19 protein-coding genes are annotated in these 24,945 nt (G+C 66.8%); 7 read left to right on the forward strand and 12 right to left on the reverse strand.

Translation table 11 applies throughout. From position 1 onward, the window contains the following. Positions 1-42: 42 nt before the first annotated feature. Complete coding sequence (locus tag J2S53_RS02630; RefSeq protein ID WP_456242681.1) at positions 43-411, reverse strand: hotdog fold thioesterase; 369 nt, start codon at positions 409-411, stop codon at positions 43-45. A 144-nt stretch (positions 412-555) separates the two neighbouring features. Here J2S53_RS02630 and polA point away from each other — a divergent pair, with 144 nt between their 5' ends. After that, a complete protein-coding gene (gene polA / locus J2S53_RS02635; RefSeq protein ID WP_456239597.1) occupies positions 556-3,246 on the forward strand; it encodes a DNA polymerase I in 2,691 nt (896 codons plus the stop codon). A gap of 322 nt (positions 3,247-3,568) precedes the next feature. Next, complete coding sequence (locus J2S53_RS02640; RefSeq protein WP_130466985.1) at positions 3,569-3,976, forward strand: VOC family protein; 408 nt, start codon at positions 3,569-3,571, stop codon at positions 3,974-3,976. 79 nt (positions 3,977-4,055) lie between these two features. Here the strand turns inward: J2S53_RS02640 and J2S53_RS02645 are convergent, their stop codons facing one another. The 4 genes from J2S53_RS02645 to J2S53_RS02660 form a co-directional block, all read right to left on the reverse strand. Then, on the reverse strand, positions 4,056-6,119 hold the full coding sequence (locus J2S53_RS02645; protein WP_456239598.1) for a YhgE/Pip family protein: 2,064 nt from the start codon (positions 6,117-6,119) through the stop codon (positions 4,056-4,058). A 10-nt stretch (positions 6,120-6,129) separates the two neighbouring features. Then, a complete protein-coding gene (locus J2S53_RS02650; protein ID WP_456239599.1) occupies positions 6,130-6,819 on the reverse strand; it encodes a hypothetical protein in 690 nt (229 codons plus the stop codon). Positions 6,820-6,868: 49 nt separating this feature from the next. Continuing rightward, positions 6,869-7,846, reverse strand: a complete 978-nt coding sequence (locus tag J2S53_RS02655; protein ID WP_130466987.1) for a GNAT family N-acetyltransferase — start codon at positions 7,844-7,846, stop codon at positions 6,869-6,871. Positions 7,847-7,940: 94 nt separating this feature from the next. Beyond that, entirely contained in the window at positions 7,941-8,813 is an 873-nt protein-coding gene (locus J2S53_RS02660; RefSeq protein ID WP_456239600.1) for a class I SAM-dependent methyltransferase, read from the reverse strand. 436 nt (positions 8,814-9,249) lie between these two features. Here J2S53_RS02660 and rpsA point away from each other — a divergent pair, with 436 nt between their 5' ends. After that, positions 9,250-10,752, forward strand: a complete 1,503-nt coding sequence (gene rpsA, locus J2S53_RS02665; protein ID WP_092924855.1) for a 30S ribosomal protein S1 — start codon at positions 9,250-9,252, stop codon at positions 10,750-10,752. Positions 10,753-10,907: 155 nt separating this feature from the next. Continuing rightward, on the forward strand, positions 10,908-12,107 hold the full coding sequence (coaE, locus tag J2S53_RS02670; RefSeq protein WP_456239601.1) for a dephospho-CoA kinase: 1,200 nt from the start codon (positions 10,908-10,910) through the stop codon (positions 12,105-12,107). A gap of 105 nt (positions 12,108-12,212) precedes the next feature. On the opposite strand, the gene J2S53_RS02675 is transcribed toward coaE, so the two are convergent. Beyond that, positions 12,213-12,731 (reverse strand): DUF402 domain-containing protein, encoded by a 519-nt coding sequence (locus J2S53_RS02675; RefSeq protein WP_456239602.1) that lies wholly within the window; start codon positions 12,729-12,731, stop codon positions 12,213-12,215. A 150-nt stretch (positions 12,732-12,881) separates the two neighbouring features. Next, the gene (locus tag J2S53_RS02680) at positions 12,882-13,433 is read right to left on the reverse strand and encodes a DUF402 domain-containing protein (protein WP_456239603.1); all 552 of its coding nucleotides are present in this window, start codon (positions 13,431-13,433) and stop codon (positions 12,882-12,884) included. Between the two features lie 96 nt (positions 13,434-13,529). On the opposite strand from J2S53_RS02680, the gene uvrB reads away from it, so the two are divergent. Continuing rightward, complete coding sequence (uvrB, locus tag J2S53_RS02685; RefSeq protein ID WP_092977370.1) at positions 13,530-15,692, forward strand: excinuclease ABC subunit UvrB; 2,163 nt, start codon at positions 13,530-13,532, stop codon at positions 15,690-15,692. 61 nt (positions 15,693-15,753) lie between these two features. Here the strand turns inward: uvrB and J2S53_RS02690 are convergent, their stop codons facing one another. Continuing rightward, positions 15,754-16,938, reverse strand: coding sequence for an acyl-CoA dehydrogenase family protein (locus J2S53_RS02690; protein WP_456239604.1), 1,185 nt, complete (start codon positions 16,936-16,938; stop codon positions 15,754-15,756). A 424-nt stretch (positions 16,939-17,362) separates the two neighbouring features. On the opposite strand from J2S53_RS02690, the gene J2S53_RS02695 reads away from it, so the two are divergent. Further along, positions 17,363-17,785: a PPOX class F420-dependent oxidoreductase gene (locus tag J2S53_RS02695; RefSeq protein WP_092977791.1), complete on the forward strand. Its 423-nt coding sequence runs from the start codon at positions 17,363-17,365 to the stop codon at positions 17,783-17,785. 98 nt (positions 17,786-17,883) lie between these two features. Here J2S53_RS02695 and J2S53_RS02700 read toward each other — a convergent pair whose 3' ends face one another. Then, a complete protein-coding gene (locus J2S53_RS02700; RefSeq protein ID WP_456239605.1) occupies positions 17,884-18,795 on the reverse strand; it encodes an ABC transporter permease in 912 nt (303 codons plus the stop codon). Further along, complete coding sequence (locus J2S53_RS02705; RefSeq protein WP_456239606.1) at positions 18,795-21,656, reverse strand: alpha/beta fold hydrolase; 2,862 nt, start codon at positions 21,654-21,656, stop codon at positions 18,795-18,797. Before J2S53_RS02705 ends, J2S53_RS02700 begins: the two co-directional genes overlap by 1 nt. A gap of 593 nt (positions 21,657-22,249) precedes the next feature. On the opposite strand from J2S53_RS02705, the gene J2S53_RS02710 reads away from it, so the two are divergent. Beyond that, positions 22,250-23,275 carry a TerC family protein gene (locus tag J2S53_RS02710; RefSeq protein ID WP_456239607.1) on the forward strand — a complete coding sequence of 342 codons (1,026 nt, stop codon included), beginning with the start codon at positions 22,250-22,252 and terminating at the stop codon, positions 23,273-23,275. A gap of 223 nt (positions 23,276-23,498) precedes the next feature. On the opposite strand, the gene J2S53_RS02715 is transcribed toward J2S53_RS02710, so the two are convergent. Then, positions 23,499-24,155 carry an RES family NAD+ phosphorylase gene (locus J2S53_RS02715; RefSeq protein WP_456239608.1) on the reverse strand — a complete coding sequence of 219 codons (657 nt, stop codon included), beginning with the start codon at positions 24,153-24,155 and terminating at the stop codon, positions 23,499-23,501. A 24-nt stretch (positions 24,156-24,179) separates the two neighbouring features. Then, complete coding sequence (locus J2S53_RS02720) at positions 24,180-24,764, reverse strand: DNA-binding protein (RefSeq protein ID WP_456239609.1); 585 nt, start codon at positions 24,762-24,764, stop codon at positions 24,180-24,182. Between the last annotated feature and the right edge of the window lie 181 nt (positions 24,765-24,945).

Consider the following 24,945-nt stretch of genomic DNA (forward strand, 5'->3'; position numbering starts at 1 on the left):
GGCCCCGCCGTCGCGGAACGCGGCGTGCCGCGGAACGCCGCTTCAGTTCGCGGGCGGTTTGTCGCGCAGCACGCAGGTCAACCGTGCCGAGCAGGTACGTTTGCCGCGCTCGTCGGTGATGACGATCTCGAACGTGGCCGTGGCACCACCCCGGTGCAACGGCGTCGCCACCCCGGTCACCGTTCCCTCGGTCGCTGCCCGGTGGTGCGTGCAGGACAGTTCCAACCCCACCGCGATCCGGTCCGCTCCCGCGTGCAGTGCCGCCGCGATGGAGCCGAGCTGCTCGGCCAGTACCGCGTTGGCGCCGCCGTGCAGCAGTCCGTAGGGCTGCCGATTTCCCGCCACCGGCATGGTTCCGACCACACGATCAGGGGCATACTCGGTCACCGCTATGCCCATCCGACTGCCCAGTTGTTCCTCGGGCGGAACCGTCGCCGCCGCCTCCAGCGCTTCCGCGCCGTTCAGCGACGTGATATCGGTGTTCTCGGTCACTGTTCACACTCCTGCCCTGCGCGCGACCTCTGTCGGGGGGTAAGCCTAGACTCGCATGCCGTGATGGCATCCGAGCACCGACGCCTGCTGCTGATCGACGGCCATTCCATGGCCTACCGAGCGTTCTACGCACTGCCCAAGGAGAACTTCCAGACGGGCACCGGACAGCACACCAACGCGGTCTACGGCTTCACCTCGATGCTGATCAACCTGCTACGGGACGAGCAGCCCACACACCTCGGGGTGGCCTTCGACGTGTCGCGGCAAACCTTCCGGTCCGAGACCTTTCCGGACTACAAGGCCAACCGCGGTTCGACGCCGGAAGAGTTCCGCGGCCAGGTGAGTCTGATCCAAGAAGTGCTCGGTGCGCTGAACATACCGGTCCTGAGCAGGGAGAACTACGAGGCCGACGACGTTATCGCGACCCTGACCGGACAGGCTGTGGAATCCGGCTTCGGGGTCAGTATCTGTACCGGTGACCGGGACGTGCTGCAGCTGGTCAACCGGGACGTTACCGTGCTCTATCCCAGCAAGGGTGTCTCCGAGATGACCCGTTTCACGCCCGAGGCGGTCGAGGAGAAGTACGGGCTCACCCCGGTGCAGTACCCCGATTTCGCCGCGTTGCGCGGCGATCCGTCCGACAACCTTCCCAAGATCGACGGTGTGGGCGAGAAGACGGTCACCAAGTGGATACAGCAGTTCGGCTCGCTGTCCGACCTCGTCGACAGGGCCGACGAGGTCAAGGGCAAGGCCGGGGAGAAGCTGCGGGACAACATCGCTCAGGTGCTGCTCAACCGGCAGCTGACTCAGCTGGTCGACGATGTCGCGCTCGATTCCGGGCCCGAGGACCTGCGAATGGGGCAGTGGGACCGCGACGCGGTGCACCGGGTGTTCGACGATCTGGAGTTCCGGGTACTGCGTGACCGACTGTTCGCCACGCTGTCGACCGAGGAGCCGGAGGTCGTCGAGGGTTTCGAGGTGGCCGGCGGGATCGTCGAGCCCGGTACGCTGCGCACCTGGCTGGAGCGTCACGCGTGGGACGGTTCGCGCGTGGGCCTGGCCTGTTCCGGGAGTTCGTCCCGCAACGGCGGTGATCTCGCCGGAATCGCCGTGGCCAGCGCTGCCGGGCAGGGAGCCTACGTCGACGTCACCGCGATGACCTCGGACGACGACGCGGCTTTCGCGGAGTGGCTGGCCGATTCGGCCGTCCCCAAGGCCGCGCACGACGTGAAGGGGGCGCTGCACGCGATCCGCGACCGCGGCTGGTCGCTCGGTGGGCTCAACAGTGACACGGCACTGGCCGCCTACCTGGTCCGTCCGGGACAGCGTTCCTTCGACCTTCCCGACCTCGTGGTCCGCTACCTGCAGCGCGATCTCACCGTCGACCAGGGCGACGGCAGTGGTCAGCTCTCGCTGCTGGAGGACGAAGAGCAGGTCAGGGAGAACGCGGCGGCAGCGGAACTGACCCGGGCGAAGGCGGTCCTGGAACTGGCCGACGCGCTGGACCAGCAGCTGCGTGCGATCGAGAACCACGGGCTGCTCACCGATCTGGAACTGCCGCTGCTGCTGGTGCTGGCCGATCTGGAGACAGCCGGGATCGCGGTCGATCAGGATCGGCTCACCGAACTGGGATCCCGGTTCTCCGCGCGGGTCAAGCAGGCGGCCGAGGACGCGTACGCCGTGATCGGCAAGGAGATCAACCTCGGTTCGCCGAAACAGCTCCAGACCGTGCTGTTCGACGAGCTGGGCATGCCCAAGACCAAGCGCACTAAGACCGGTTACACCACCGACGCGGAGGCGTTGCAGGGGCTCTACGAGAAGACCGAGCACCCCTTCCTGCGGTACCTGCTGGAGCACCGGGACGCCACCAAGCTCAAGACCACGGTGGAGGGGTTGGACAAGGCGGTGGCTTCCGACGGTCGGATCCACACCACGCTGAACCAGATGATCGCCTCCACCGGAAGGTTGTCCTCGACCGAGCCCAACCTGCAGAACATCCCGGTCCGTACCGAGGAGGGGCGCCGCATCCGCGAGGTGTTCGTGGTGGGGCGTGACTACGAGACCCTGCTGACCGCGGACTACAGCCAGATCGAGATGCGGATCATGGCTCACCTCTCCGGTGACGAAGGGCTGATCGAGGCGTTCCGCACCGGCGAGGACCTGCACAACTACGTCGCGGCGCAGGCTTTCGGGGTTCCCATCGACGAGGTCGACCAGGAGCTGCGCCGGCGGGTCAAGGCCATGTCCTACGGCCTGGCCTACGGACTGTCCGCCTACGGGCTGGCCCAGCAGCTGCAGATCTCCAACGAGGAGTCCAAGCAGCAGATGGAGGCCTACTTCGCCCGCTTCGGGCGCGTGCGGGAGTACCTGCACGAGATCGTCGAGCGCGCGCGCAAGGAGGGCTACACCGCCACGATCCTGGGGCGGCGCCGGTATCTTCCGGACCTGACCAGCGACAATCGGCAGCGTCGCGAGATGGCCGAGCGCATGGCCCTCAACGCTCCCATCCAGGGCAGCGCGGCCGACATCATCAAGGTGGCGATGCTCGGAGTGCACCGCGCGTTGGCGGCGGAGGGACTGGCCTCCCGCATGCTGCTGCAGGTGCACGACGAGCTGATCATCGAGGTGGCCGAGGGCGAGACCGAGGCGGTTCGGCGTGTGGTGCGGGAACAGATGACCTCGGCCGCCGAACTCGACGTTCCGCTGGAGGTCTCGGTCGGTACCGGTGTCTCCTGGGACGCGGCCGCCCACTGATCGGAGTTTTTTCGGGTGGTCGGGATGCTCGCTGGACGGAACCGCCTTCCGCGTCGCGGAGGGCGGTTTCCCCTACCGCTCCGGAGTGCGGTGGGCACACACTGAACCGTGTCGGCCTGCTGCTTCGGCGATCAACGGCTGCCGTTAGGCTGCCCTGGATTCATTGATGCGTCGGCGGTACCGGTTCCGTCGGGGGTTCCGTCTGCTCACTCGATCAGGGGAAACGAATCGCCGGGGACCCGACGTAGTTGGACGACACGAGAAACCGCGGTGTCGACGCGTGGTGTTGGGGGAGCGTGCCTGGCGTCGGCGAAGGAGGATCATGATCAACGTCGACAGACTGGACCACCTGGTACTTACCGTGGCCGATGTCGATCGTGCGTTGGACTTCTACGAGAACATTCTCGGTATGGAGCCCGTGAAGTTCCAGGAGGAACGGCGCGCGGTGCGTTTCGGACAGCAGACCATCAAACTGCACGCCGCCAGTGAACTGGTGGAGCCCACGGCCACCCACCCGGTTCCCGGGTCGGCGAATCTGTGCCTGGTGACCGGCGACGCGCTCGGTGACGTCCAGGAGCACCTGCGGGCCAACGACGTGCGGATCGAGGCCGGGCCCGTGGTCCGCACCGGCACCAACGGCCCCATCACCTCGTTGTACCTGCGCGATCCGGACGGCAACCTGATCGAGGTCGCCCGTTACGACGATCCCTCGCAGCGCTCCGAGCAGTGACGCCGTTCGGGCGGTGGTCCACTCGGGAGGCCACCGCCCGAACGGTTCGGTCATCGGTCACGCCCTGGTCCGCACCATGTCACAGGGCGAGCTCCGGACGAAGCCGTTTCGCGGTCCACACCCGCTGGCGTGCCGCTGCCGCCGTGCTCAGCAGCAGCCCCCCGACCAGGTAACTGCCCAGTACCAGTGCAGCGTGTGCCGCGTTGTCCGGCGAGCCGCCGTAGAGCAGCTGCCGCAGGCCGTCCACGACGTAGCTCAGCGGCAGTACGTGGTGCAGTGGATGGAGCAGTGCCGGTGTCGTCTGCCACGGGAAGGTTCCACCGGCGCTGACCAGCTGCAGCACCAGGAACACCAGCGCCAGGAATTTGCCGCGTGGTCCGAAGGCCGCGTTGAGCGAGTGCACCACGGCGGTGAACGCCAGCGAGGTCAGCACCAGCAACGCCAGCGTCGCCACCGGCCTGGCCGGCTCTATCCCGACCCCGAACCGCACGACCCCGTAGAGCAGTACGGCCTGCACGGTTCCCACGATCGCCGCGGGTAGCCAGCCGCCGAGCGCGACGCGCCACGGGGCGACCCCTCCGGCCAGTGCCCGGTTGGACAGCGGCCGCAGCAGCAGGAACAGCACGAAACCGCCGATCCACAGCGCCAGCCCCATGAAGTACGGCGCGAGCCCGGCGCCGTAGCTGCCCGCACTGGTCTGCGCCCGTTCGCTCACCTTGACCGGGTCCCCGATGGTTTCGGCCGTGGCCTGCCGTGCTCCGCTGTCCGGGTTCGGGATCTCGTCCACCCCGCTCGACAACCTGTCGGCGAGTTCGTTCGACCCCGTCGCCAGTTCCGTCGAACCGTTGGCCAGCCTGCTCGTCCCCGCCGCCAGGTCGTCGGCGCCTCCGGCCAGCTCCTCCGTTCCGGAGACCGCACGCCGCTGGTTGTCCACGAGTTCGCCCAGCCCTCGGTCGAGTTCGCTCGCCCCGTCGGTGACACGCTGTGAGCCCTCGTCGAGCTTCTCGATGCCGTTGGTCAGTTCCGGGGTGGTGTCGGCCAGTCGGCGAGCCCCGCTCGCCACCCGCTCGGCACCGTCGGCGAGTTCGTTCACCCGGGAAACCCGCTGTTGCACCTGACTGTTGGTCTCGTCGAGCGGTTGGTTCAGTTCGTCCAGCGTGGCGGTGATCCGCTCGATCTCCTGTTCGTCGAGACCCAGCGCCCGCAGGCGGTCCGCGATCTTCTCGTTGGCCCCGTCCAGCTCGTCGACGATGTGTTGCGAGACGCCGCCGAGTCGTTCGGCCGTGGCGGCCAGTTCGGAGTTGCCCTCCGCGACCCGCTCGGCACCGTCGGCGAGTTCCTCGCTCTTGTCGGGAAGATCCGCGGTCTTCTCGCGCAGTTCGTCCGCTCCGTCTGCGAGCCGCTGACTGCCCGCGGAGATCCGGCCCGCGCCCTCCTCCAGCGTCGCGGCGCCGTCGGTCAACTTCCGTTGCGAGGTGAGCAGCTCGTGGGTGCCCGTCGACAGTTTCTCGGCGCCCTGCCTGGCGTTCTCCAATCCGGTGTCGAGATCGCCCGCTCCGTCGGCGAGATCTCCCGCCCCGTTGGCCGCCCGTGCTGTTCGGTCGTGCACCGTGCTCAGCCCGAGCAGCAGTTGGTGTGCCGCGTCACTGCCCGCATCTGCGGCCACCGACTCACGGATCCTGGTGGCCACGCGGTCGGCGATGGTGCCCACCAGATAGTTGTTCGCGTCGTTGGTCACCAGCCGCAGCCGGGCCTGCCTGGGGTCGAAATCGCTCGGCGACCGCAGTGCACGCGAGAAGTCCTCCGGAATCACCAGTGCGAACGTGTAGCTCCCCTCCGAGACACCGGTGGTCGCCCGTCGCTCATCGACCCGGTGCCAGTCGAAGTCCCCGGAATCGACGAGGCGGTCGTAGACCTTCTCGCCGGCGTTGAGTTCGCTGCCGTCCTCCGTTTCGGCCCCTTCGTCGTCGATCACGACGGCGGCGGGGACGGCGGACAGGCGTTCGTAGGGGTCGAGATTGGCGTAGATGTACATCGCGCCGTACAGCAGCGGTACGAGCGTGACCGCTACCAGGGCGAGTTTGGGTAATTTGCCGGAGGTCAGTCGACGGAGCTCGGTCCGAGCCAGCCGGAACGTGGTCATGCTGATTTCCTCAAAACGAGCCGGAGTCGGCGGGCGGGGCTGAATCGGCGGACGGTTCGGTTCGCGGCGGTGACGCCGGCTCGTCGTTGTCCGTGCCGATACGCGCGGGGAGGTGGTTGAGCTCGGTGGCGGTGTGCGGTGAGCACAGCGCGACGACGGCGTATCCCTGGGAGGCGGCCTCCTGCGCGGCGCTGTACCAGCGGACCGCCTCGCCGCCGTGCCGGTCCGGGCAGTCGAGCACGAGTGCCTCGACGCCACGAGCCTCGCGAGCCAGGTCCAGCAGCAGCCGCGTGCGGCAGTGCGGGGTGATCCGTTCGAATCTCAGGCCGGCCTGCTGCCGCAGACCGCGTTCCGCGAGCCAGTCGCGTACCGCCCGTCCGCCGAAGCGCCGTCCGGCTATCCCGAGACCTTCGGCGACCACATCGCGCAGCTGGACACTGCCTTCCGGCTCGGTGACACCGGGCGCGTCGACGACGGCCACGGTTTCGCGCAGCTCGGCGGGGGCCCGGCGCCCGTTCCGGAGCACGGTTCCCGAGTCGGGGCGGAGTCTGCCCGCGAGCAGCAGGGCCAGTGCGGTGCGCCCGGATCTCGGCGGTCCTGACACCAGCAGCAGTTCTCCCGACGATGCCCGTATGGAGGTCGGTTCGAGCAGTGTCCCGTGTGGCCCGGTGACTCCGGCGCCCGCTGCGAGGATTTCCACGACTCGGCGTGCCTTTCGCGTCAGCGACCGGCACCCCTCGCCGCGGCTCTCAGCGAAGCGCGGTTGCCGGTCTGATCTCCCAGAGTGTCCACAGCGGGCGATAGCCCCTGCGGTGCCAGAACACCGGGGACAACGGATTCGCCGGGTTGTAGTAGAGATAGCTGCCCACCGCACCCGCGGCGGCGAAGTCGTCGTGGACCAACGACATCAGTTCTCGCCCGATGCCGGTGCCCCGCTCCTCCTCGCGTACCGAGAGGCAGTTGACGTAACCCCAGAGCCCGTTGCCGAGCCGGTGTCCACTGTGATGGTTGTCCGCGTCGACCCAGCCGCACTCGGCCAGTCCGACCGGGTTTCCGTCCCGTTCGGCCAACCAGACCGGGTCGCCGGACGGCGCGCCGTCCGCGCGGCGAATCCCGCGTGGTCCGCTCTTCGTGCGCAGTCGGACCGACACGGCGTCGCGCTTGAGTCCGGCCGCGCCGGAGCGCGGAACGGAGGCGCCGACGAGGGCGGCGTATTCGAGTTCGGCCATCGCCAGCTCCACCACACTGTCCACGTCGGCAGGCTCCGCCCGGCGCATTTTTACGGTACCAGACAGTTTCGTATCTACTGTAGCCACGGGCGTTCGTATCGCGAGGCACGACAAGGGGACGAAGCCGTGATCCAGCAGGGCGCGAGTCGCCGCCACGTCCCCGCTGGGCCAGGTGACCAGGCAGGAGGAGTCGTGCTCCGGTGCCCCCAGCTCGCCGAGTTGCCGTCGCAGCGCGTGCAGCAGTGCGTCCATGCCCTCCCCCGGAGCATCGCCCAGCAGTGGGAACAGCTCGTAGGTCTCGGTGGTCGACCACAGGCTCGCCAGCGAGCCCGGTGGCTGGGTGGTGTGTGCTGTCAGTCCCGCCACCGGTTCACCACCGCGCAACCGGGCCATCACCGGTTCACCGCCGCGTGGTAGCGGGTAGGCCTCCGGCAGTGCCGGATCCAACCGGCGAAACCTCGCCTGCTGAATTTCCAGTAGTTCCTGAGCGCTGGTCACGACCCTGCTGCGCTTCCTTCGTGGGATTCCGGTGGTTGTGTGCCGTGGTCAGGTGGGCGAAACACCGGTGCGACGGGAGACGTCGACTCGGTCGTCATGCCGCGAGCTCGCACCGAAAGATCGCGGTTCCGGGCAGGGTTCTGCCGCGCAGCGGACTCCACTGTCCCCAGGTCTCGGTGAGATCGTCGGGCCATTCCGGTTCGACGAGGCCGCGGAGCCGGAACCCCGCGTCGTCGAGCTGGGTGATGTAGTCGCCCAGGGTTCGGTGGTGCTCGACATAGGTGGCCCTGCCGGTGCCGTTTATCTCCACGTAGGGGCTGCGGTCGAAGTAGGAGCCGACGGCGGTGAGCCCGTCCGGGCCTGGGTCGTCCGGGAACACCCAGCGAATCGGGTGCGTCACCGCGAACACCCACAGCCCCCCGGGGCGCAGCGTGCGCGCCACCTCACGCATGACGGCTCCCGAATCCGCCACGAACGGCACGCCGCCGAACGCGGAGCAGGCGATGTCGAACGAGTCGGACGCGAAGGGCAGCATGTCGGCGCTGGCCTGCACCACCGGGACGTGGATCCCGCTGCGCTCGTTGCCCGCTAGGGCGTGCCCGAGCATCCCGCCGGAGATGTCGAGCCCCACCGGTCGTGCTCCCCGGGCGGCCAACCAGCGGGAGCAGGACGCCGCTCCGCAGCCGACCTCCAGTACGTGCGAACCATCGACGTCGCCGAGGAGGCGCGCCTCGCGTTCCCTGAGTCGTTCCGGGCACCACACGAACTCCGCGTCGCCCAGGAACGGACCGTGTTCGGCCTGGTAGTCGTCCGCGTCGGCGTCCCACCACATTCTGCTCGCCGAACGGGACTCCGTAGCTCCGGCCGCGCGGTTGGCCACCCCGATCGTCCCGAGAATCCTCTCGGCGTTGCTGTGCTGGGACTCCGCCGCCTGCCCCGTCGGATCGGGTGCGGGATTGGTCACCATCGCCTCCCTGGGAATCGTGTGGTGTGCGGTGCGTGCCGGTGCCGACAGCTTTCGGGAACCGCCGGGCGATTTGCCCCACGATCGCCGAGACGGGTACGCTATCGCTCGCACCAGGGGTCTGTCTCCGTCAGGGCCCGTGTTACCGCACGGCGCCGGAACAGTCCGTTTTCGCGTGGTCCGTCCGCCTTCGGGATTCGTTCCGAAAGCGGTCATTCTCGGAAAAACACCGCGCGGGAAGCCACCGCACGTGCTGCTTCCCGCCGGAAGCTGCGGCTTCCGGACGGAAGTGGAACGTCGGTGTGGTCAACGGCGGTTCCCGTCGTTCCGTGGGGGGGTGCCTCGGCGGTAGCGGGGGTGGTCCGTGCGGAGCCGATCCGGGTGCATGAGAACCTAGAGACTCGACAACCGACCTACCCGTACCGGAGCAACCCACCTGATGTCCACCGACACCACCACCGTCCCGACTGCAGCCGCCACCAAGCCGCAGGTCGCAGTGAACGACGTCGGGACGGAGGAGGACTTCCTCGCCGCCGTCGACCAGACCATCAAGTACTTCAACGATGGCGACATCGTCGAAGGCACTATCGTCAAGGTCGACAAGGACGAGGTCCTGCTCGACATCGGCTACAAGACCGAGGGGGTCATCCCTTCCCGGGAGCTCTCCATCAAGCACGATGTCGACCCCGCCGAGGTCGTGGCCGTCGGCGACTTTGTCGAGGCTCTTGTCCTGCAGAAGGAGGACAAGGAAGGCCGTCTGATCCTGTCCAAGAAGCGCGCGCAGTACGAACGTGCCTGGGGCACCATCGAGGACCTCAAGGAGAAGGACGAGCCCGTGCGCGGCTCCGTCATCGAGGTCGTCAAGGGTGGTCTCATCCTCGACATCGGCCTGCGTGGTTTCCTTCCCGCCTCGTTGGTGGAGATGCGGCGCGTCCGCGATCTGCAGCCCTATGTGGGCCGGGAGCTCGAAGCCAAGATCATCGAGCTGGACAAGAACCGCAACAACGTCGTGCTGTCCCGCCGTGCCTGGCTGGAGCAGACCCAGTCGGCCGTGCGCAGTGAGTTCCTCAACCAGCTGCAGAACGGCCAGGTCCGCAAGGGCGTCGTTTCCTCCATCGTCAACTTCGGTGCGTTCGTCGATCTGGGTGGGGTCGACGGACTGGTGCACGTCTCGGAGCTCTCCTGGAAGCACATCGATCACCCGAGCGAGGTGGTCGAGGTCGGCCAGGAGGTCACCGTCGAGGTGCTCGACGTGGACATGGACCGGGAGCGGGTCTCGCTGTCGCTGAAGGCGACGCAGGAGGACCCCTGGCGTCAGTTCGCCCGTACGCACGCGATCGGTCAGATCGTGCCGGGCAAGGTCACCAAGCTCGTGCCGTTCGGTGCTTTCGTCCGCGTGGACGAGGGCATCGAGGGTCTGGTCCACATCTCCGAGCTGGCCGAGCGCCACGTGGACATTCCCGAGCAGGTCGCGCAGGTCGGTGACGAGGTCATGGTCAAGGTCATCGACATCGATCTGGAGCGCAGGCGCATCTCGCTGTCGCTGAAGCAGGCCAACGAGGGCTTCACACCGGACTCGGACTTCGACCCGACGCAGTACGGCATGGCCGCCGAGTACGACAACGACGGCAACTACATCTACCCCGAGGGCTTCGACCCGGAGACCCAGGAGTGGCGCGAAGGCTACGAGACCCAGCGCGAGGAGTGGGAGCGGCAGTACGCCGAGGCCCTCGAGCGCTACGAGGCTCACATGCGCCAGGTCGCCAAGGCCGCCGAGGCCGACGCCGCCGCGGCTGCCGCCGGTGGCGAGGAGGAACAGCAGCAGCAGGAGGGCAACTACACCTCCGCCGCTCCCGCCGAGGAGGAAGAGCAGGAGCCGAGTGCGATGGCCAGTGACGCTCAGCTGGCCGCTCTCCGCGAGAAGCTCTCCGGTGGCGCGTGACCGCTAGTTCGGCGGTGAACGGCTGAAACCGTCGACGGCCCTGTCCCTGCCGCGAGCAGGGGCGGGGCCGTTTTTCGTCGTTCGCCCGGTCGGCTCGCTCCACGGCACGGCGGACCGCTTCGGCACGGCCTGAACCGCCTGGCAGGATGAAGCCGATGTTGCGCGTTGGTCTCACCGGAGGAATCGGTTCGGGCAAGTCGACGGTCGCCGACCGGTTGGTCGAACACGGCGCTCGCGTCGTCGACGCGGACCGGATCTCCAGGGAAGTGGTCGCCGTCGGAACCGACGGGTTGGCCGAGATATCCGCCCGTTTCGGCCCCGAGGTACTGGATGCCGACGGCGCGCTGGATCGCGCCGCCATGGCACGCCTCGTCTTCGCCGACGAGTCGGCCAGGAGCGACCTCAACGGCATCGTCCACCCCAGAGTCGCCGCACGAACCGCCGAGCTGATGGCCGAAGCCGGTCCCGATGCCATCGTGGTCCACGACGTCCCGCTGCTCGTGGAGAACGGTTACCAGGCCGATTACCACCTCGTGATCGTCGTCGACGCTCCGGTGGAGCAGCGAGTGCGGCGGCTCGTCGACCGCGGACTGCCCGAGGAGGACGCCAGGGCACGTATCGGGGCGCAGGCGAGCGAAGCGCAGCGCAGGGACGCTGCCGACATCTGGCTGGACAACGGTGCCGAGTTGGACCGGATCCGGTCGAGCGTGGACGAGCTCTGGCGGGAGCGGCTCGTGCCCTTCGAGGCCAACATCCGCTCCCGTAACCCCCTACCGCTCAACGGGCCCCGAATCGTCGAGCCGGACCCGGAATGGCCGCGCCGGGCGAGCAGGCTGCTGGCAAGAATCTCCAAGGCCGCCGGTGATTCCGCGCTCCGCGTGGATCACATCGGTTCGACCTCGGTGCCCGGCCTGCCCGCCGATGACGTGATCGACCTACAGCTCACCGTGCGGAGTCTCGCCGAGGCGGAAGCGCTCGTCGAGCCGTTGGCCGAAGCGGGGATGCCCCTACTGCCCGGAGCGGACACGGACGAGGTGCACCACCCTCAGCCGGATCCGGAACAGTGGCCCGATCGCACGCACGTCTCCGCCGACCCGGGACTGCGAGCGAAGCTGTACCCGCGGGTCGCGGGGGCGGCCAACTGGCGGCTCGCGCTGCTGTTTCCCGCCTGGCTCCGCGCCGATGACGGGGCTCGGCGGGAGTACGCCTCGATCAAACGCGACCTCGCGGTCCGGTTCGGCTCCGATCCCGATACGCGTCGCTACGTCGAGGCAAAGCGGTCCTGGTTCGAGCGGGCGCTGCCCCGCGCGGAGCGGTGGGCATCCGAGACCGGATGGCAGCCGCCGCCGTGGTGAGTCGTCCGGGCCCTTCCGGGAGCGTGTCGACGGGCAGCCGAGTTCCGTACGGGGTTTTCAACTGGCTCGATCGGTTCCGGGGCGCCCGCCCGAGCGCTGTTCCGGCTACCAAGCGGTGAACACGCCGCGGTAGGCCAACCACTGTTCGACATCCCGGTGCAGCCGGATCTCCTCGTAGATCCGGTGCACCGTGCACACCGCCAGATCGGCTTCCTCCGGGGTGAGCATCCCGTCGCTGACCGCGGCGGCGAATTCCTCGGACTTGACGATTCGTGCGGCCCCGTGCTCGGGCACTTCCAGCCCCAGCAGCAGATCCGTCGTGATCCAGGAACGCGCGTCCCGGTCGATCCGGGCCGCTGTCAGCAGGCTGCCGTCCGGACGGGCGTGTCTGCTGCGGGGGCGATAGCGCGTCAGCCGCAGCCCGAGCTCGGGCAGTAACCAGGTCACCTCGCTGCCGTGCACGGGGTCGTCGGGTGTGCTGCGTTCCAGGCACAACCCCCACCGCTCGAGATGGCAGTCGTCAAGCTGCTGGGTGATCCCGGAGCCCAGGTGTCGCTGCCCACTGGCGACATCGACGACTTCAACGTGTTGAGGAGTGATCACCGAACCCACGAACTCGACCATAGCCGCACGGGAACTGTGAAATGATCAACAATATGAATCCGTTACGTAACTTTTGAGTGTTGTAGACATCACGTTCGGATCTCGTTCGACGCATTGCGAGATTCGGCGGTTGTTCCGAGGGGTGGATACGTGTTGCCGCCCCGAGCTCGGTCAACCGGTGCGTCGCCAGCTCAGCTCGACGCCGAGGGTGTGCAACCACGCGGGCAGGTCGTACTCGTGCCGGGCCAGCCCGTCCACCACCCGGTGGGTGGTGTCCATCGCGCGCCGCGCGGTCTCGTCGTCCAACAGCTCCGCCCGCAGCGCGGTGACGAACTCGTCGCTGTCCAGCACCCGCGCGTCCTGCCGTTGCCTGACGGCGATGTCCAGGTACAGGTCGACGGTGCGCCAGCGGTGCTCGCCCGGCTCGATCCGCGCTATGTCGACGTAGAAGTCCTGTTCCCTGTCGTGCCCCGGTCTCCGCCGGTAGTCACTGATCCGCAGGTCCAGGTCGGGCAGCAGCCAGGACTCGAGGTAGTCCAGCTCGGGGTGGTCGATCATGGGACGTGCCATGTAGAGCCCGAACGGTTCCGTCCGGTACTCGTCCACCCGGCGCACCCGCTGTTTGGCGTCGGTGTTCGTCCGATCGGTCAGATCGAAAATCTCCACCTTCGGGGGATGAATCGGAAGCCCGAGGTCCGCGGCGATCTCCCGTTGCGTCGTCACGGTGCCACTCTACGAGTTGAGAGGTCTCGCTGTCCGCATTCGAGCGCGATCCGCAGTCGGCGGCGTGATGTCGTACCGGCCCCGTAAGCTGGGAGAGTGGCATTCGCGACTGAGTACCCCGTGCTGGCGCACTCCGAGTTCCGCCCGGTCGGTGAGATCCCGCGCAAGGACGGACGGTTCCGCGTCGTCAGTGATTACGAACCCGCCGGTGACCAACCGGAGGCGATCGATCAGCTCGAACGTCGGATCAACTCGGGCGAGACCGACGTGGTGCTGCTGGGAGCCACCGGTACCGGCAAGTCCGCCACCACCGCGTGGCTGATCGAGCGGATCCAGCGCCCCACCCTGGTGATGGAGCCGAACAAGACGCTGGCCGCCCAGATGGCCAACGAACTGCGCGGGTTCTTTCCGGAGAACGCCGTGGAGTACTTCGTCAGCTACTACGACTACTACCAGCCGGAAGCCTACGTACCGCAGACCGACACCTACATCGAGAAGGACTCCTCGGTCAACGAGGACGTCGAACGGTTGCGGCACTCTGCCACCTCCAACCTGCTCAGCAGGAGGGACTGCGTGGTGGTCTCCTCCGTGTCGTGCATCTACGGTCTCGGTACGCCGCAGTCGTACCTGGATCGTTCGATCGCCCTGGAGGTCGGCGGGGAGATCGACCGCGACGTGCTGCTGCGCGCCCTGGTGGACGTGCAGTACCAGCGCAACGACCTGGCTTTCCAGCGCGGTACCTTCCGCGTGCGCGGGGATACCGTCGAGGTCATCCCGGCCTACGAGGAACTCGCGGTACGAGTGGAGTTCTTCGGCGACGAGATCGACAGGCTCTACTACCTGCACCCGCTGACGGGTGACGTGGTGCACGAGGTTCGTGACCTGCGGATATTTCCGGCGACGCACTACGTGGCCGGGCCGGAGCGGATGGAACAGGCCATCCGCGGCATCGAGGAGGAGCTGACCGAACAGCTCGGCAAGCTGGAGCGCCAGAACAAGTTGCTGGAGGCGCAGCGACTGCGGATGCGCACCCAGTACGACATCGAGATGATGCGTCAGGTCGGGTTCTGCTCCGGTATCGAGAACTACTCACGGCACATCGACGGCCGGGAGGCCGGTTCGGCCCCGGCCACGTTGCTCGATTACTTCCCCGAGGACTTTCTGCTGGTCATCGATGAGTCCCACGTGACGGTGCCGCAGATCGGCGGGATGTTCGAGGGCGACGCCTCGCGCAAACGCACCCTGGTCGACCACGGATTCCGGCTGCCCAGCGCGTTGGACAACAGGCCGCTCAAGTGGGAGGAGTTCGCCGATCGCATCGGTCAGTCGATGTACCTGTCGGCGACCCCGGGCAGCTACGAGATGCAGCGCGCCGGTGGGGAGTTCACCGAACAGGTCATCCGGCCCACCGGGCTGGTCGATCCCGAAGTGGTCGTCAAACCGACCGAGGGGCAGATCGACGATCTGGTCGCCGAGGTGCGGCAACGTGCCGACCGGGACGAACGGGTACTGGTCACCACGCTGACCAAGAAGATGGCCGAGGACCTCACGGACTATCTGCTCGAACTCGGGATCCGGGTGAGGTACCTGCACTCGGAGGTGGACACCTTGCGACGCGTGGAGCTGTTGCGCCAGCTCCGGCTCGGTGAGTACGACGTGCTGGTCGGTATCAACCTGCTGCGTGAGGGGCTCGACCTGCCCGAGGTCTCACTGGTCTCGATCCTGGACGCGGACAAGGAGGGGTTCCTGCGATCCGAGACCAGCTTGGTGCAGACCATCGGCCGTGCCGCCCGCAACGTCTCCGGGCAGGTGCACATGTACGCGGACGAGGTGACCGACTCGATGCGCCGGGCCATCGACGAGACCAACCGCAGGCGGGCCAAGCAGATCGCATACAACACCGAGCACGGCATCGATCCGCAGCCGTTGCGCAAGCAGGTCGCCGACATTCTCGACCGGGTGTACTCGGAGTCGGAGGACACCGAGGAGACCGTTCCGGAGGGTGGCTCCGGGCGCAACGCCTCGCGTGGCAAGAAACCCGGCGGGGAGACTTCGGCCACCACCAGTTCCGGTGTGCTCAAGGATCGCGACACCAAGTCGATGCCACGTGCGGAGCTGGCCGACCTGGTGCAGCAGCTCAACGACCAGATGATGAACGCGGCCAGGGAGTTGCAGTTCGAGCTCGCCGCGCGGCTGCGGGACGAGATCAATGATCTCAAGAAGGAGCTTCGGGCCATGGACGAAGCCGGCGTGAGCTGAACCTCGCGGGGACGGGTGGGACGTTCACTCATCCCCGCCCCGGGACATCGGACTCCGTGGATCAGGTGAAGGCGCTCTGCCCGGTGATCGACTTGCCCACGATCAGCGTGTTCATCTCCCGGCTGCCCTCGAAGGAGTAGACGGCTTCCGCGTCGGCGAAGAACTTGGCCACCTCGTAGTCCAGCACGATGCCGTTACCGCCGAACAGTTCGCGTGCCCACGCCACGCACTCGCGCATCCTGGTGGTGGTGAAGCTCTTCGCCAGCGCGGCGTGGTCGGGCCCCGCCGCGCCGTCCGCCATCTTCTGGGCGAGTCGGGTGACCATCCCGAACATGGCCGTGATGTTGCCCAGCATCTTGACCAGTAGGTCCTGGATGAGCTGGAACCCTCCGATGGAGTTGCCGAACTGTTCGCGGGTGACCGCGTAGTCCCGCGCCAGTTCGTAGGCGCGTGCTGCCACGCCGAGTGCCTGCCAGGCCACGTTTCCCCGCGTCTTGGCCAGGACCTTCGCGGTGTCGCGGAAGTTGTCGATGTTTTGCAGCCGGTTGTCCTCCGGTACGCGCACGTCCTCCAGTGACAGGTCCGCGTTCTGCACCGAGCGCAGCGCGATCTTGCCCTCGATCTTGCTCGCGTGAAAGCCCGGCATGTCCTTCTCGACCACGAAGCCTTTGACACTGTCGTCGGCCTCGTCGCGGGCCCAGATGACGACCAGATCGGCGAACGTGCCGTTGCCGATCCAGCGCTTGGCGCCGTTGAGTACCCACTCGTCGCCCTCGCGGCGGGCGGTGGTGCGCATTCCCCCGGCCACGTCGGAGCCTCCCTCGGGCTCGGTCAGTCCGAAAGCTCCGATCTTGTTCCAGGCGACCATGTCCGGCATCCAGCGATCCCGCTGTCGCTGGTCACCACCGCCGTAAATGCTGCCCATCGCCAGCCCGGTGTGCACACCGGAGGCAACGGCCAGCGAGGGGTCCACCTTGTTCATCTCGAGGCTGAGGAACCCGTTGAACAGCGGTCGGCGAGCGACCCCGTCGCCGTACTCCGGGAACTGAAAGCCTGCGAGGCCGAGTTTCGCGAAGGTCTCGACAGCCCCGAACGGGAACTCCGCACGGTCCCAGGCATCGTTGGCCAGTGGCTTGATCTCCCGACGCAGGACTTCGCGGATCCGGGCCAGCTCGCTTCGTTCCTCGTCGGTCAGCAGTTCCTCGAATCCGAAGAAGTCGGAATCGGTGTTGGCGGTTTTCGCCATGATGATCACCTGCCTCCTGCTGGGATCGTTCCGCGTGGTTGGTGTCGCGAGTTGTTCCGCCCGCCGTAGGCGTCACGCGGCCGGGGGAGAGGAGCGGGAAGGCGGCCATTCGGAGTCGGCGTTCGGCCCGAGAAACGGAGACTCGCCACGACGGCGAGGAGACAACTCGGGTGGAGTATCTCCATCGCGGTCGAGACTACTCCGGAAGGGTGAGTGTGGCGCTCGGAGAGCACCCCGACGGAGGTGCGTGTGTCGGTGCCCCGCGGGAATGCCACGATTGGTTCGAGCGGCGGGCCGACCGAGCATCCGGTCCGGAACGAACCGGTAACCGAGACACAGCGACCGGCTCGACGCGAAATGACCGGACCGGCGCGGAACGGTCGGCCACAGTACGAGCGTCGTTCGAACAGCGAGGTGTTTGTCCGTGCCGAAGCCACCACTGCCCGAGCGGGTCACCGAGTTGCTGTCCGCGCCGAATCCATCGGTGATAACCACGGTGCGCGCTGACGGCCAGCCGGTCTCGGTGGCCACCTGGTATCTGCTGCGGCACGGCCGGATCCTGGTCAACATGGACGAAGGGCGGAAACGGCTGGAGTACATGCGTGCCGAACCGCGGGTGTCGCTGACCGTGCTGGCCACCGACGACTGGTACACCCACGTGAGTCTGCAGGGACGTGTCACCGAACTACTGGACGATCCGAGCCTTTCCGACATAGACCGGCTCGCGCGGCACTACACCGGCTCCCCTTACCACGTGCGCGACCGCGACCGGGTCAGTGCCTGGATCGATGTGGACCGCTGGCACGGCTGGGGCGCGGCCGAGAACCGGGACGTGCCGCACCACTGAGTGGTGCCACACGAGCGGTTCGTCCGAGTGGTTCGTCCGAGTGGTTCGTCCGGGTGGGCGAACACTGCGGGGCCGATCCGCTCCGGGGAACTCCTCGATCAGTTGGTGATGTCGGCCCGGTGGAACCGCACCAGCGTGGCGGTGATGAACACCGCCGCGTAAGCGGTGGCCGACAGTGTTCCGTTCGCCATGTCGGTCCAGTCGATGCCGGTGTCCAGCAGGTCGGTCCAGGCTGTCGCATGGTGACTCGGAAGCAGGATACGGAACTGTTCCAGCCGGGGAATCTCGTCCAGAATCTGCGAGATCACCGAGACACCCACTGTCGCTCCCACCGCCGCGAGCGGGTTGTCGGCCATCACGCTGAACAGCAGTGCCAGGCTGGCCACCCAGGTCAGGTGGATCGCCAGATAGCCGCAGATCGCGAGCGGAACCAGCACGTTCCACGGGGAGTGGAGCACTCCCTCGTGCGGGGTGCGCAGTACGCCCGCGCCGTACCAGAAGGTGCCCGTGACCAAGGCCGCGCCGGTCAGCACGAGCAGGCTCAGGCAGGACAGCAGTCCCGCCACCAGTGCTTTCTGCCGTAACAGTCGATGCCTGGGTACGGGGATCGCGACCAGGTAACGCAGACTCGCCCAGGACGACTCACCGGCGATGGCGTCCCCGAAGAACAGTGCTACGAGCAGTACCAGCAACAGATGGGTACACAGCAACAGCGTGAAGACGGTGAAGTTCGCCCCGCTGCTCGTGGCCAGATCACCGAAGTCGGCCGGGGGCCGCGGAGCCGTCTCGTCGTTACCGAGAGCGAAGGTGCCCACCAACAACAGCGGCAGCGCCGCCAGACAGCACAGCACCAGCTTGGTCCTGCCACGCGTCAGCTGTCTGCGCAGCTCCACACGCAGTGGCAGAGTGCGATTGGCGCGGTATCCTGGTGCGCTGCCGTCGGACCCTCCCGGAAGGCGAGTGGCCGGTTCCACGGCACGCTCGGCCGAACGGTCCCGCTCGTGCTGCATCAGTGGTCCTCTCCGACCAGTTCCAGAAACGCGTCCTCGAGTTTGCGGTGGGGCCCCACGCGCGTTATGGAGACATCGGAGGCGACCAACACGTTCACGGCTGTCGCCGTGGAGTGTCCGGCCAGTTCGGCGTAGACCACATCGGCGCCGACCCGCACGCTGCCGATTCCCTCCAGACAGCGGAGTGTACGCGCGGCGAGTTCGGGTTGATCGACGTGGAAGGCGATCATCGAGTCCCCAGCGGTGATCTCGTCGACCGTTCCGCCCGCCACTCGGTGCCCTTCGTGCATCACGATGACGTGTGTGCAGGTTTGTTCGACCTCGCTGAGCAGGTGACTCGACATCAGGACGGTGCGTCCGGTCCTGGCGTACTCCCGGATGACCTCGCGCATCCGTTGCGTGTGCGCGGGGTCCAGCGCGTTCATCGGTTCGTCGAGCACGAGCAGATCGGGCAGTCCCAGCATGGCTTGTGCCAGGGCCACTCGTTGCCGCATCCCCGGGCCGTAGGTACGCACCTTGTGATCAGCCGCGGCGCCCAGTCCGGCGATCCGAACGACTTCGTCCAGCCCGGCCTGTTCCGCCGGTCTGCCGGTTGCCTGCCAGTAGCTGCGCAGGTTCTCCAGCCCGGTCAGGTGCGGCAGCAGTCCCGGGGACTCCACGAGCCCGCCCACTCGCGACAGTACCGGTGCGCTCGGTATCACCGAGTGACCGAACAAGTGAATCCGGCCGGTGTCGGTTCGTGTCATACCGAGCACCATGCGGAGCAGGGTCGTCTTGCCCGCACCGTTCGGCCCGAGCAGTCCGACGACCTGTCCTGCCTCGACTCGCAGCGACAGGTCGTTCACCGCGTCGGGATGTCGGGGATAGGACTTGTTCACCCCCTCGATCGAGATCGGCACGCTGGTCAACTCCGGTTTCGGCGGTTTCCGACGAGCACGTTCGAACCTGATCGCCAGTACCCCCGCCACGACCAGCAGCACCACGAACGCCGCGATACCGAGTAGAGCTCCCACCGGGATCGACGTTTCATCGACCCGGGAGGCGGGTACGGCGGGAAGCGAGATATTTCCCGCACCCGCCGGGGAGATCAGGTGCACCGCTGTTTCCCGGGGGCCGCTGTAGGCGGCATCGTTGGTGCTCATTCGCAGCTCCAGCCGATGACCGGGCTGCAGGGTGTGCATCGTGGCGGGCAGGGCCACATCGACCCGAACCGCCGTCCCGTTGTCGGGTAGCCCCGTTATTCGCAGGGGGGAACTGCCGTCGCCGATCGGCGTCCGAGAGCCGTTCGGTCCGATGTCGAACAGCTTGCCGAACAGCACCGCCTCGCCGTTGCCGGGCTGTTCCGGAACCGAAGCCACCGAGAGTCGCGTCCGTGGTATCCCGGTGATCAGGGTGGACCGGTCCACCCGTGCGGTCTTGAAAACCGCCACCCTGCCCGGTGTGGCATCGCCGCGGGTGGACGGGTCGCCGTCGTTTCCGGCTGTCGTTCCTGCCCGGCTCCCGGAAGTAGGAGTGGTCGAGAATCCGCTCGTGCCCGCACCGTTACCGGGTGGATCGATCACTCGGGAGGGCTCGCCCTCCAGCGAGAGCTCGGTGCGAGCCACCTCGTTCGAGCCCAGACCGGGGTACTCCGCCGTCCGCCAGGTCGTCGCGGGTTGACGTTCCGAGGCGATGCGGTCGACCAACTGGTACCGGAATCCCGTTTCCGGTTGGGGCGGTCGCGGTTCGTCGGAATCGTGTAGGTAGTACGAGAACCAGTCGCCGACCTTCTCCCAGACGTGTGTGGGCAGTGAAGCGTTGCCGTCGCCGTGCAGCCACATCATGTTGACGGTGCCCCCCGCGGCGCTGATCTGACGCGCGTTCGCGTCGGCTTGTGACAACCCGAAGAGTTCGCCGCGCTGACGCTGCACCAGCAGGGTGGGAATGTCGATGTCGCCGGTCACGCTGCTCGGCGAGGCCGCGGCCAGCAGTTCGAGCGTGCTCGATCCGGCTCGTCCGGTACGGGCCATCTCGGTGTAGGCACGGCATATCCTCGCGGTGAGGTTGCCGCACGTCAGTGGTGTTCTCGTGTTGTCCGTCTCGCCCTCGCCGCTCTCCTCGGGCGGCGGCGGCGTGGTCGACGGGGATTCCGGGCTCCGCGAGTCCCGTTGCTCCGACCGCGGGCGTGTTGCCATCCCGAACAGTGAGCCCGCCCATGCCCGTCGGAACACACCCGGCCTCGAGTCGCTGCCTTGCGCGGCGGTGGTGGTCGGTATCGACTCGGTCGAGGCGGCATTGGGCAGCATCGCGGTACGCAGGTCGTTGTAGGTGTTCAGCGGTGCGATCGCGTCGACACGGGGATCGTTACCCGCCAGCAGCATGCTCAGCGCTCCACCGTAGGAGACTCCTCCTACCCCGACGAGGGGGTCCTCCTCGTCCTGGGTCGCCACCTCGGGCTGCCGGGCCAGCCAGTCCAGGATCCGGCTTGCGTCGGTCACCTCGTAATCCGGTGAGTTCAGTGCGATCCTGCCGGTGCTCTGTCCGAAACCGCGGGCCGAGTAGGTCAGCACGGTGAATCCGCGTGCGGCCAGTCGCCGTGCGGGGCCTGCCAGTTCGGTCTTGTCACCGTCGAAGCCGTGTGCCAGTACCACCGATGGTGCCGGGGTGCGTTCGGGGACGAACAGCCTGAGATCGAGCTGTATCCGCTGCTGCTGGTCGGGACCGTCCAGTACGTCGATACTCGCGTCCCGCGTGTCGACACTGGGAACACGGTCGGCCGAATCCTGTTCGGCCGACCACATCGCTGTTGCTGCCACGATCAGAGCCACCAGCACGATCGGCAGCAACGCGAAGTTCGGGACATACCGGCGGGACTGGAACACGCGGGTGACTCTAGGGCAACGAGTCGTATCACGGGGTCCCATGGATCCGATACGACCGAAGAAGCTATGAATCGGATATCGGGACGAAATCGCATCGCGATGGGAATATTCCACAGCTGCCGCACGGGAGTGGCGCGAACCGTGTGAGTGGCTCGATCACCCTTCGACGAACCGACCCCGCTGCTCCGGTTCGGACAGACTCCCCGTGACGTCTCCCCGTGATGTCAACCGTGATCCGAAGGGCGTTCCACCGGCCGGAACCGGACCTCAGGCGAAGACATCATCGCCGATGGAGCCCTCATTTAACCACGCGAGAGTGACCTTGGCTACAGTTCGCGCCGCGTGTCCCCGTATTTTCGGGGGTCATGGCGTTCTCGGTGAACGGCTGTCGGTGCCGTACCCCCGATAGCGGTCGACGTCGAACGTGGGTGACAATTCACGAGGTTTGGAGGGGAGTATTCCTGTCGCGGCGGTGTCGTCATCACGGATCGAACTCCGGCATGTCCGGTGACTCTTTCCCGGTACCGTCGGCCGGCTCAGCCGGTGGGAGAGACCTCCGGTCCCCGGCATAAGCCCTGTACCGGAGGTGATTGATGTACGTCGGGACTCATGTGCTCGCGGAGGCGACGCAGCGGAGTCAACAGGAGACGCTGGGTGTTTCCTGGTGGGTCTGGCTGGCCACCTTGGCCGGTCTGGTCGTGCTGCTGCTGTTGGATCTCGTGATCGTGGACCGCAAGCCGCACGAGGTCAAGGCGGGTGAGGCCGCTCGTTGGGTGGTTTTCTACGTCGCCTGCGCTCTCCTGTTCGGTCTCGGAGTGTGGTGGTTCGGCGGCCACGACTTCGCGATCCAGTACTTCACGGGTTACGTGGTGGAGTACTCGCTGAGCGTGGACAACCTGTTCATCTTCATGGTGATCATGTCCAGCTTCGCGGTTCCCTCGATCCACCAGCACCGGGTGCTGCTGATCGGGATCGTGCTCGCGCTGGTCTTCCGCGGGTTGTTCATCGCCATCGGCGCCCAGCTGATCTCCCGCTTCGTGTGGGTGTTCTTCGTCTTCGGCGCTTTCCTGCTCTGGACCGCGATCAGCATGCTCCGTAACAACGAGGAGAACGATGATCCGGAGAACGCGGTCGTGCGATGGGTTCGCAAGGCCTATCCCGTAACAGAGCAGTTCCACGGCACCAAGATGTCGGTCAGGATCGACGGTAAGCGGTGGTTGACACCGATGTTCATCGTGATCGTGGCCATCGGCAGCGCCGACGTCATGTTCGCGGTGGATTCGATCCCGGCGATCTTCGGGATCACACAGGATGCGTTCCTGGTGTTCACCGCCAACGCCTTCGCGTTGATGGGGTTGCGTCAGCTGTACTTCCTGCTCGGGGACCTCGTCGACAGGTTGGTCTATCTCTCCACCGGGCTGTCCGTGATTCTGGCCTTCATCGGATTCAAGCTGATCGTGCACGCCCTGCACGATTACGGGCTGGTGCCCGGGTGGTTCGAGATCGGGAACTTCCTGTCGCTCGGTGTGATCGTTCTCGTGCTGTTGGTCACCACGGTGGCCAGTCTGCTCAGGTCACGTCGACAGCAGCGTGAAGCCGAGAACGCGGAGACAGGCTGAAACAGGGGACAGGCTGAAACAGGGACGGGCCGAAACAGCGGCATCCGCTGGGCCGGCTCTGTGGGCCGGACAGGTCGCTCGCGAGCACGCGTGCGGGGTGTCCGGCCCGCTGTTGGGCAGGCCGTCGGCCGATGCTTCCGCTCGTTCGCGGCGAGAGCTCACGGTTGGTTCCGCCGGTCCGCGAGCGGGCGAGCGCCGCGTCGAAACCGGTGGACGGGGTCCACTAGTTCAGCAGGGTGTAGCCGAGCTCCTTGCAGACCCTTCCCAGCGGCAGGTCCAGGCCGGGGTGTTCGAGCGGCAGCAGTAGATCGGGGTTTTCCGGCAGTACCGTCGCCGCCGGTGGATCCCACAGGCAGACCGAGGGCTCACCGGCGTCCATCGACGATCGGTACCAGAGCCCGTCCAGTTCCGGGTAGGCCGCGCGGATGCAACGTGCCCAGGACTGGGCGCGCTCCTTCGTGCCGTTGCTGATCGCCTGGGAGGCGCCGGCTCTGGTCGGCCAGAGCCCGGACAGGTCGAGCAGTCGGACCGTCCGACGTGGTCGGAATATCACCAGTTGTGGCGCACGCGTTTTTCGGTCCACTGTGGATGTGGCCTGGAACACCTCGGCGATGCAGGTCTGTACCGCCAGCGAGAAGTACAGCACGCCGTGCTCCCTGGTGACGGTGGGACCGCCTTGCGGCTTCGGGGGGTGCGGGTCGAAGCGGGCGTGCGGCAGCGGTCCCGCGTAGCGGAAACTGTTCCAGTGCTGCGGGTGATTACCTCCCGAGGCGAAGATCCGTACGAGCCGGGTCCCGGCGGGGACCGCGACGACGTCCTCGGTTCGGCGAAGTAGCGCCTGCAGCACGGCTGGAGCGGGCGGCTGTGGGAGCCGAGCCATTGATGGTCCTGTGTCCGTCGTCGACTACGCGGGCGTTCCGATGACCGCAGCGAGTTCGGCGACTCGCTGCGGATTACCGTATGCCATCAGCCAGTCACGCGGACTCACAGGGCGATCTCCCAGATCCAGGTCCTGCTGCGGAGTGGTCATGAAGTTCGCCAGTACCAGCGCCGGTTGGTCACCGGGCATGGCAGCCAGCACCGTTTCCAGGCCGGGAAGTACGTCGTCCTCGGTGAACTGCCAGGCCGGCAGTCGCCAGCCCCCGCGGTCCTTCCAGCCGATCAGCCGGCGGGAGGCCACCCGGTGTCTGATGCGGCTGCTGTCCACTCCCACGATCTCGGCGGCTTGGCCCACCGACAGTGCGGTGTCGCGCAGTACGGTCTGTTCCGCCACCGCGCGCGCACGGGGGTCGGTTTCCTGCTCGGCGAGCGGCGACAGATCCAGCCCCGTCTCGGTCAGCGCCGCGCGTTCCGATTCGTCGAAGTGCGCGCTGGGATCCGCCTGCGGCGGCGTGAGTCTTTTGGCCGCGTCCTCGACCAGTACGAGGAATTCATGCGCGGTGACCTTCAGACCGGCTCTGGCGAGCACGGTCTCCAGCGCGACTGTCATGGTTCCAGCTTACCTCCTGGTGAAGAGTTTGTGTGCGCCAACGTGCGGGTTGTCAGCAGAATCACATTAAGTGACAAGAATATTGCTTTGTGTAATCAAACTTCGGGAAAAGGCGCGAAAAGTGGACGACTTTCCACCGCCGGCGGCTTCGAGTCGTCCACTTTCGGCGAGGCGTCACGTC

The organism is Actinopolyspora lacussalsi, from assembly GCA_030803735.1.
In the GTDB taxonomy this organism is placed as follows: domain Bacteria; phylum Actinomycetota; class Actinomycetes; order Mycobacteriales; family Pseudonocardiaceae; genus Actinopolyspora; species Actinopolyspora lacussalsi.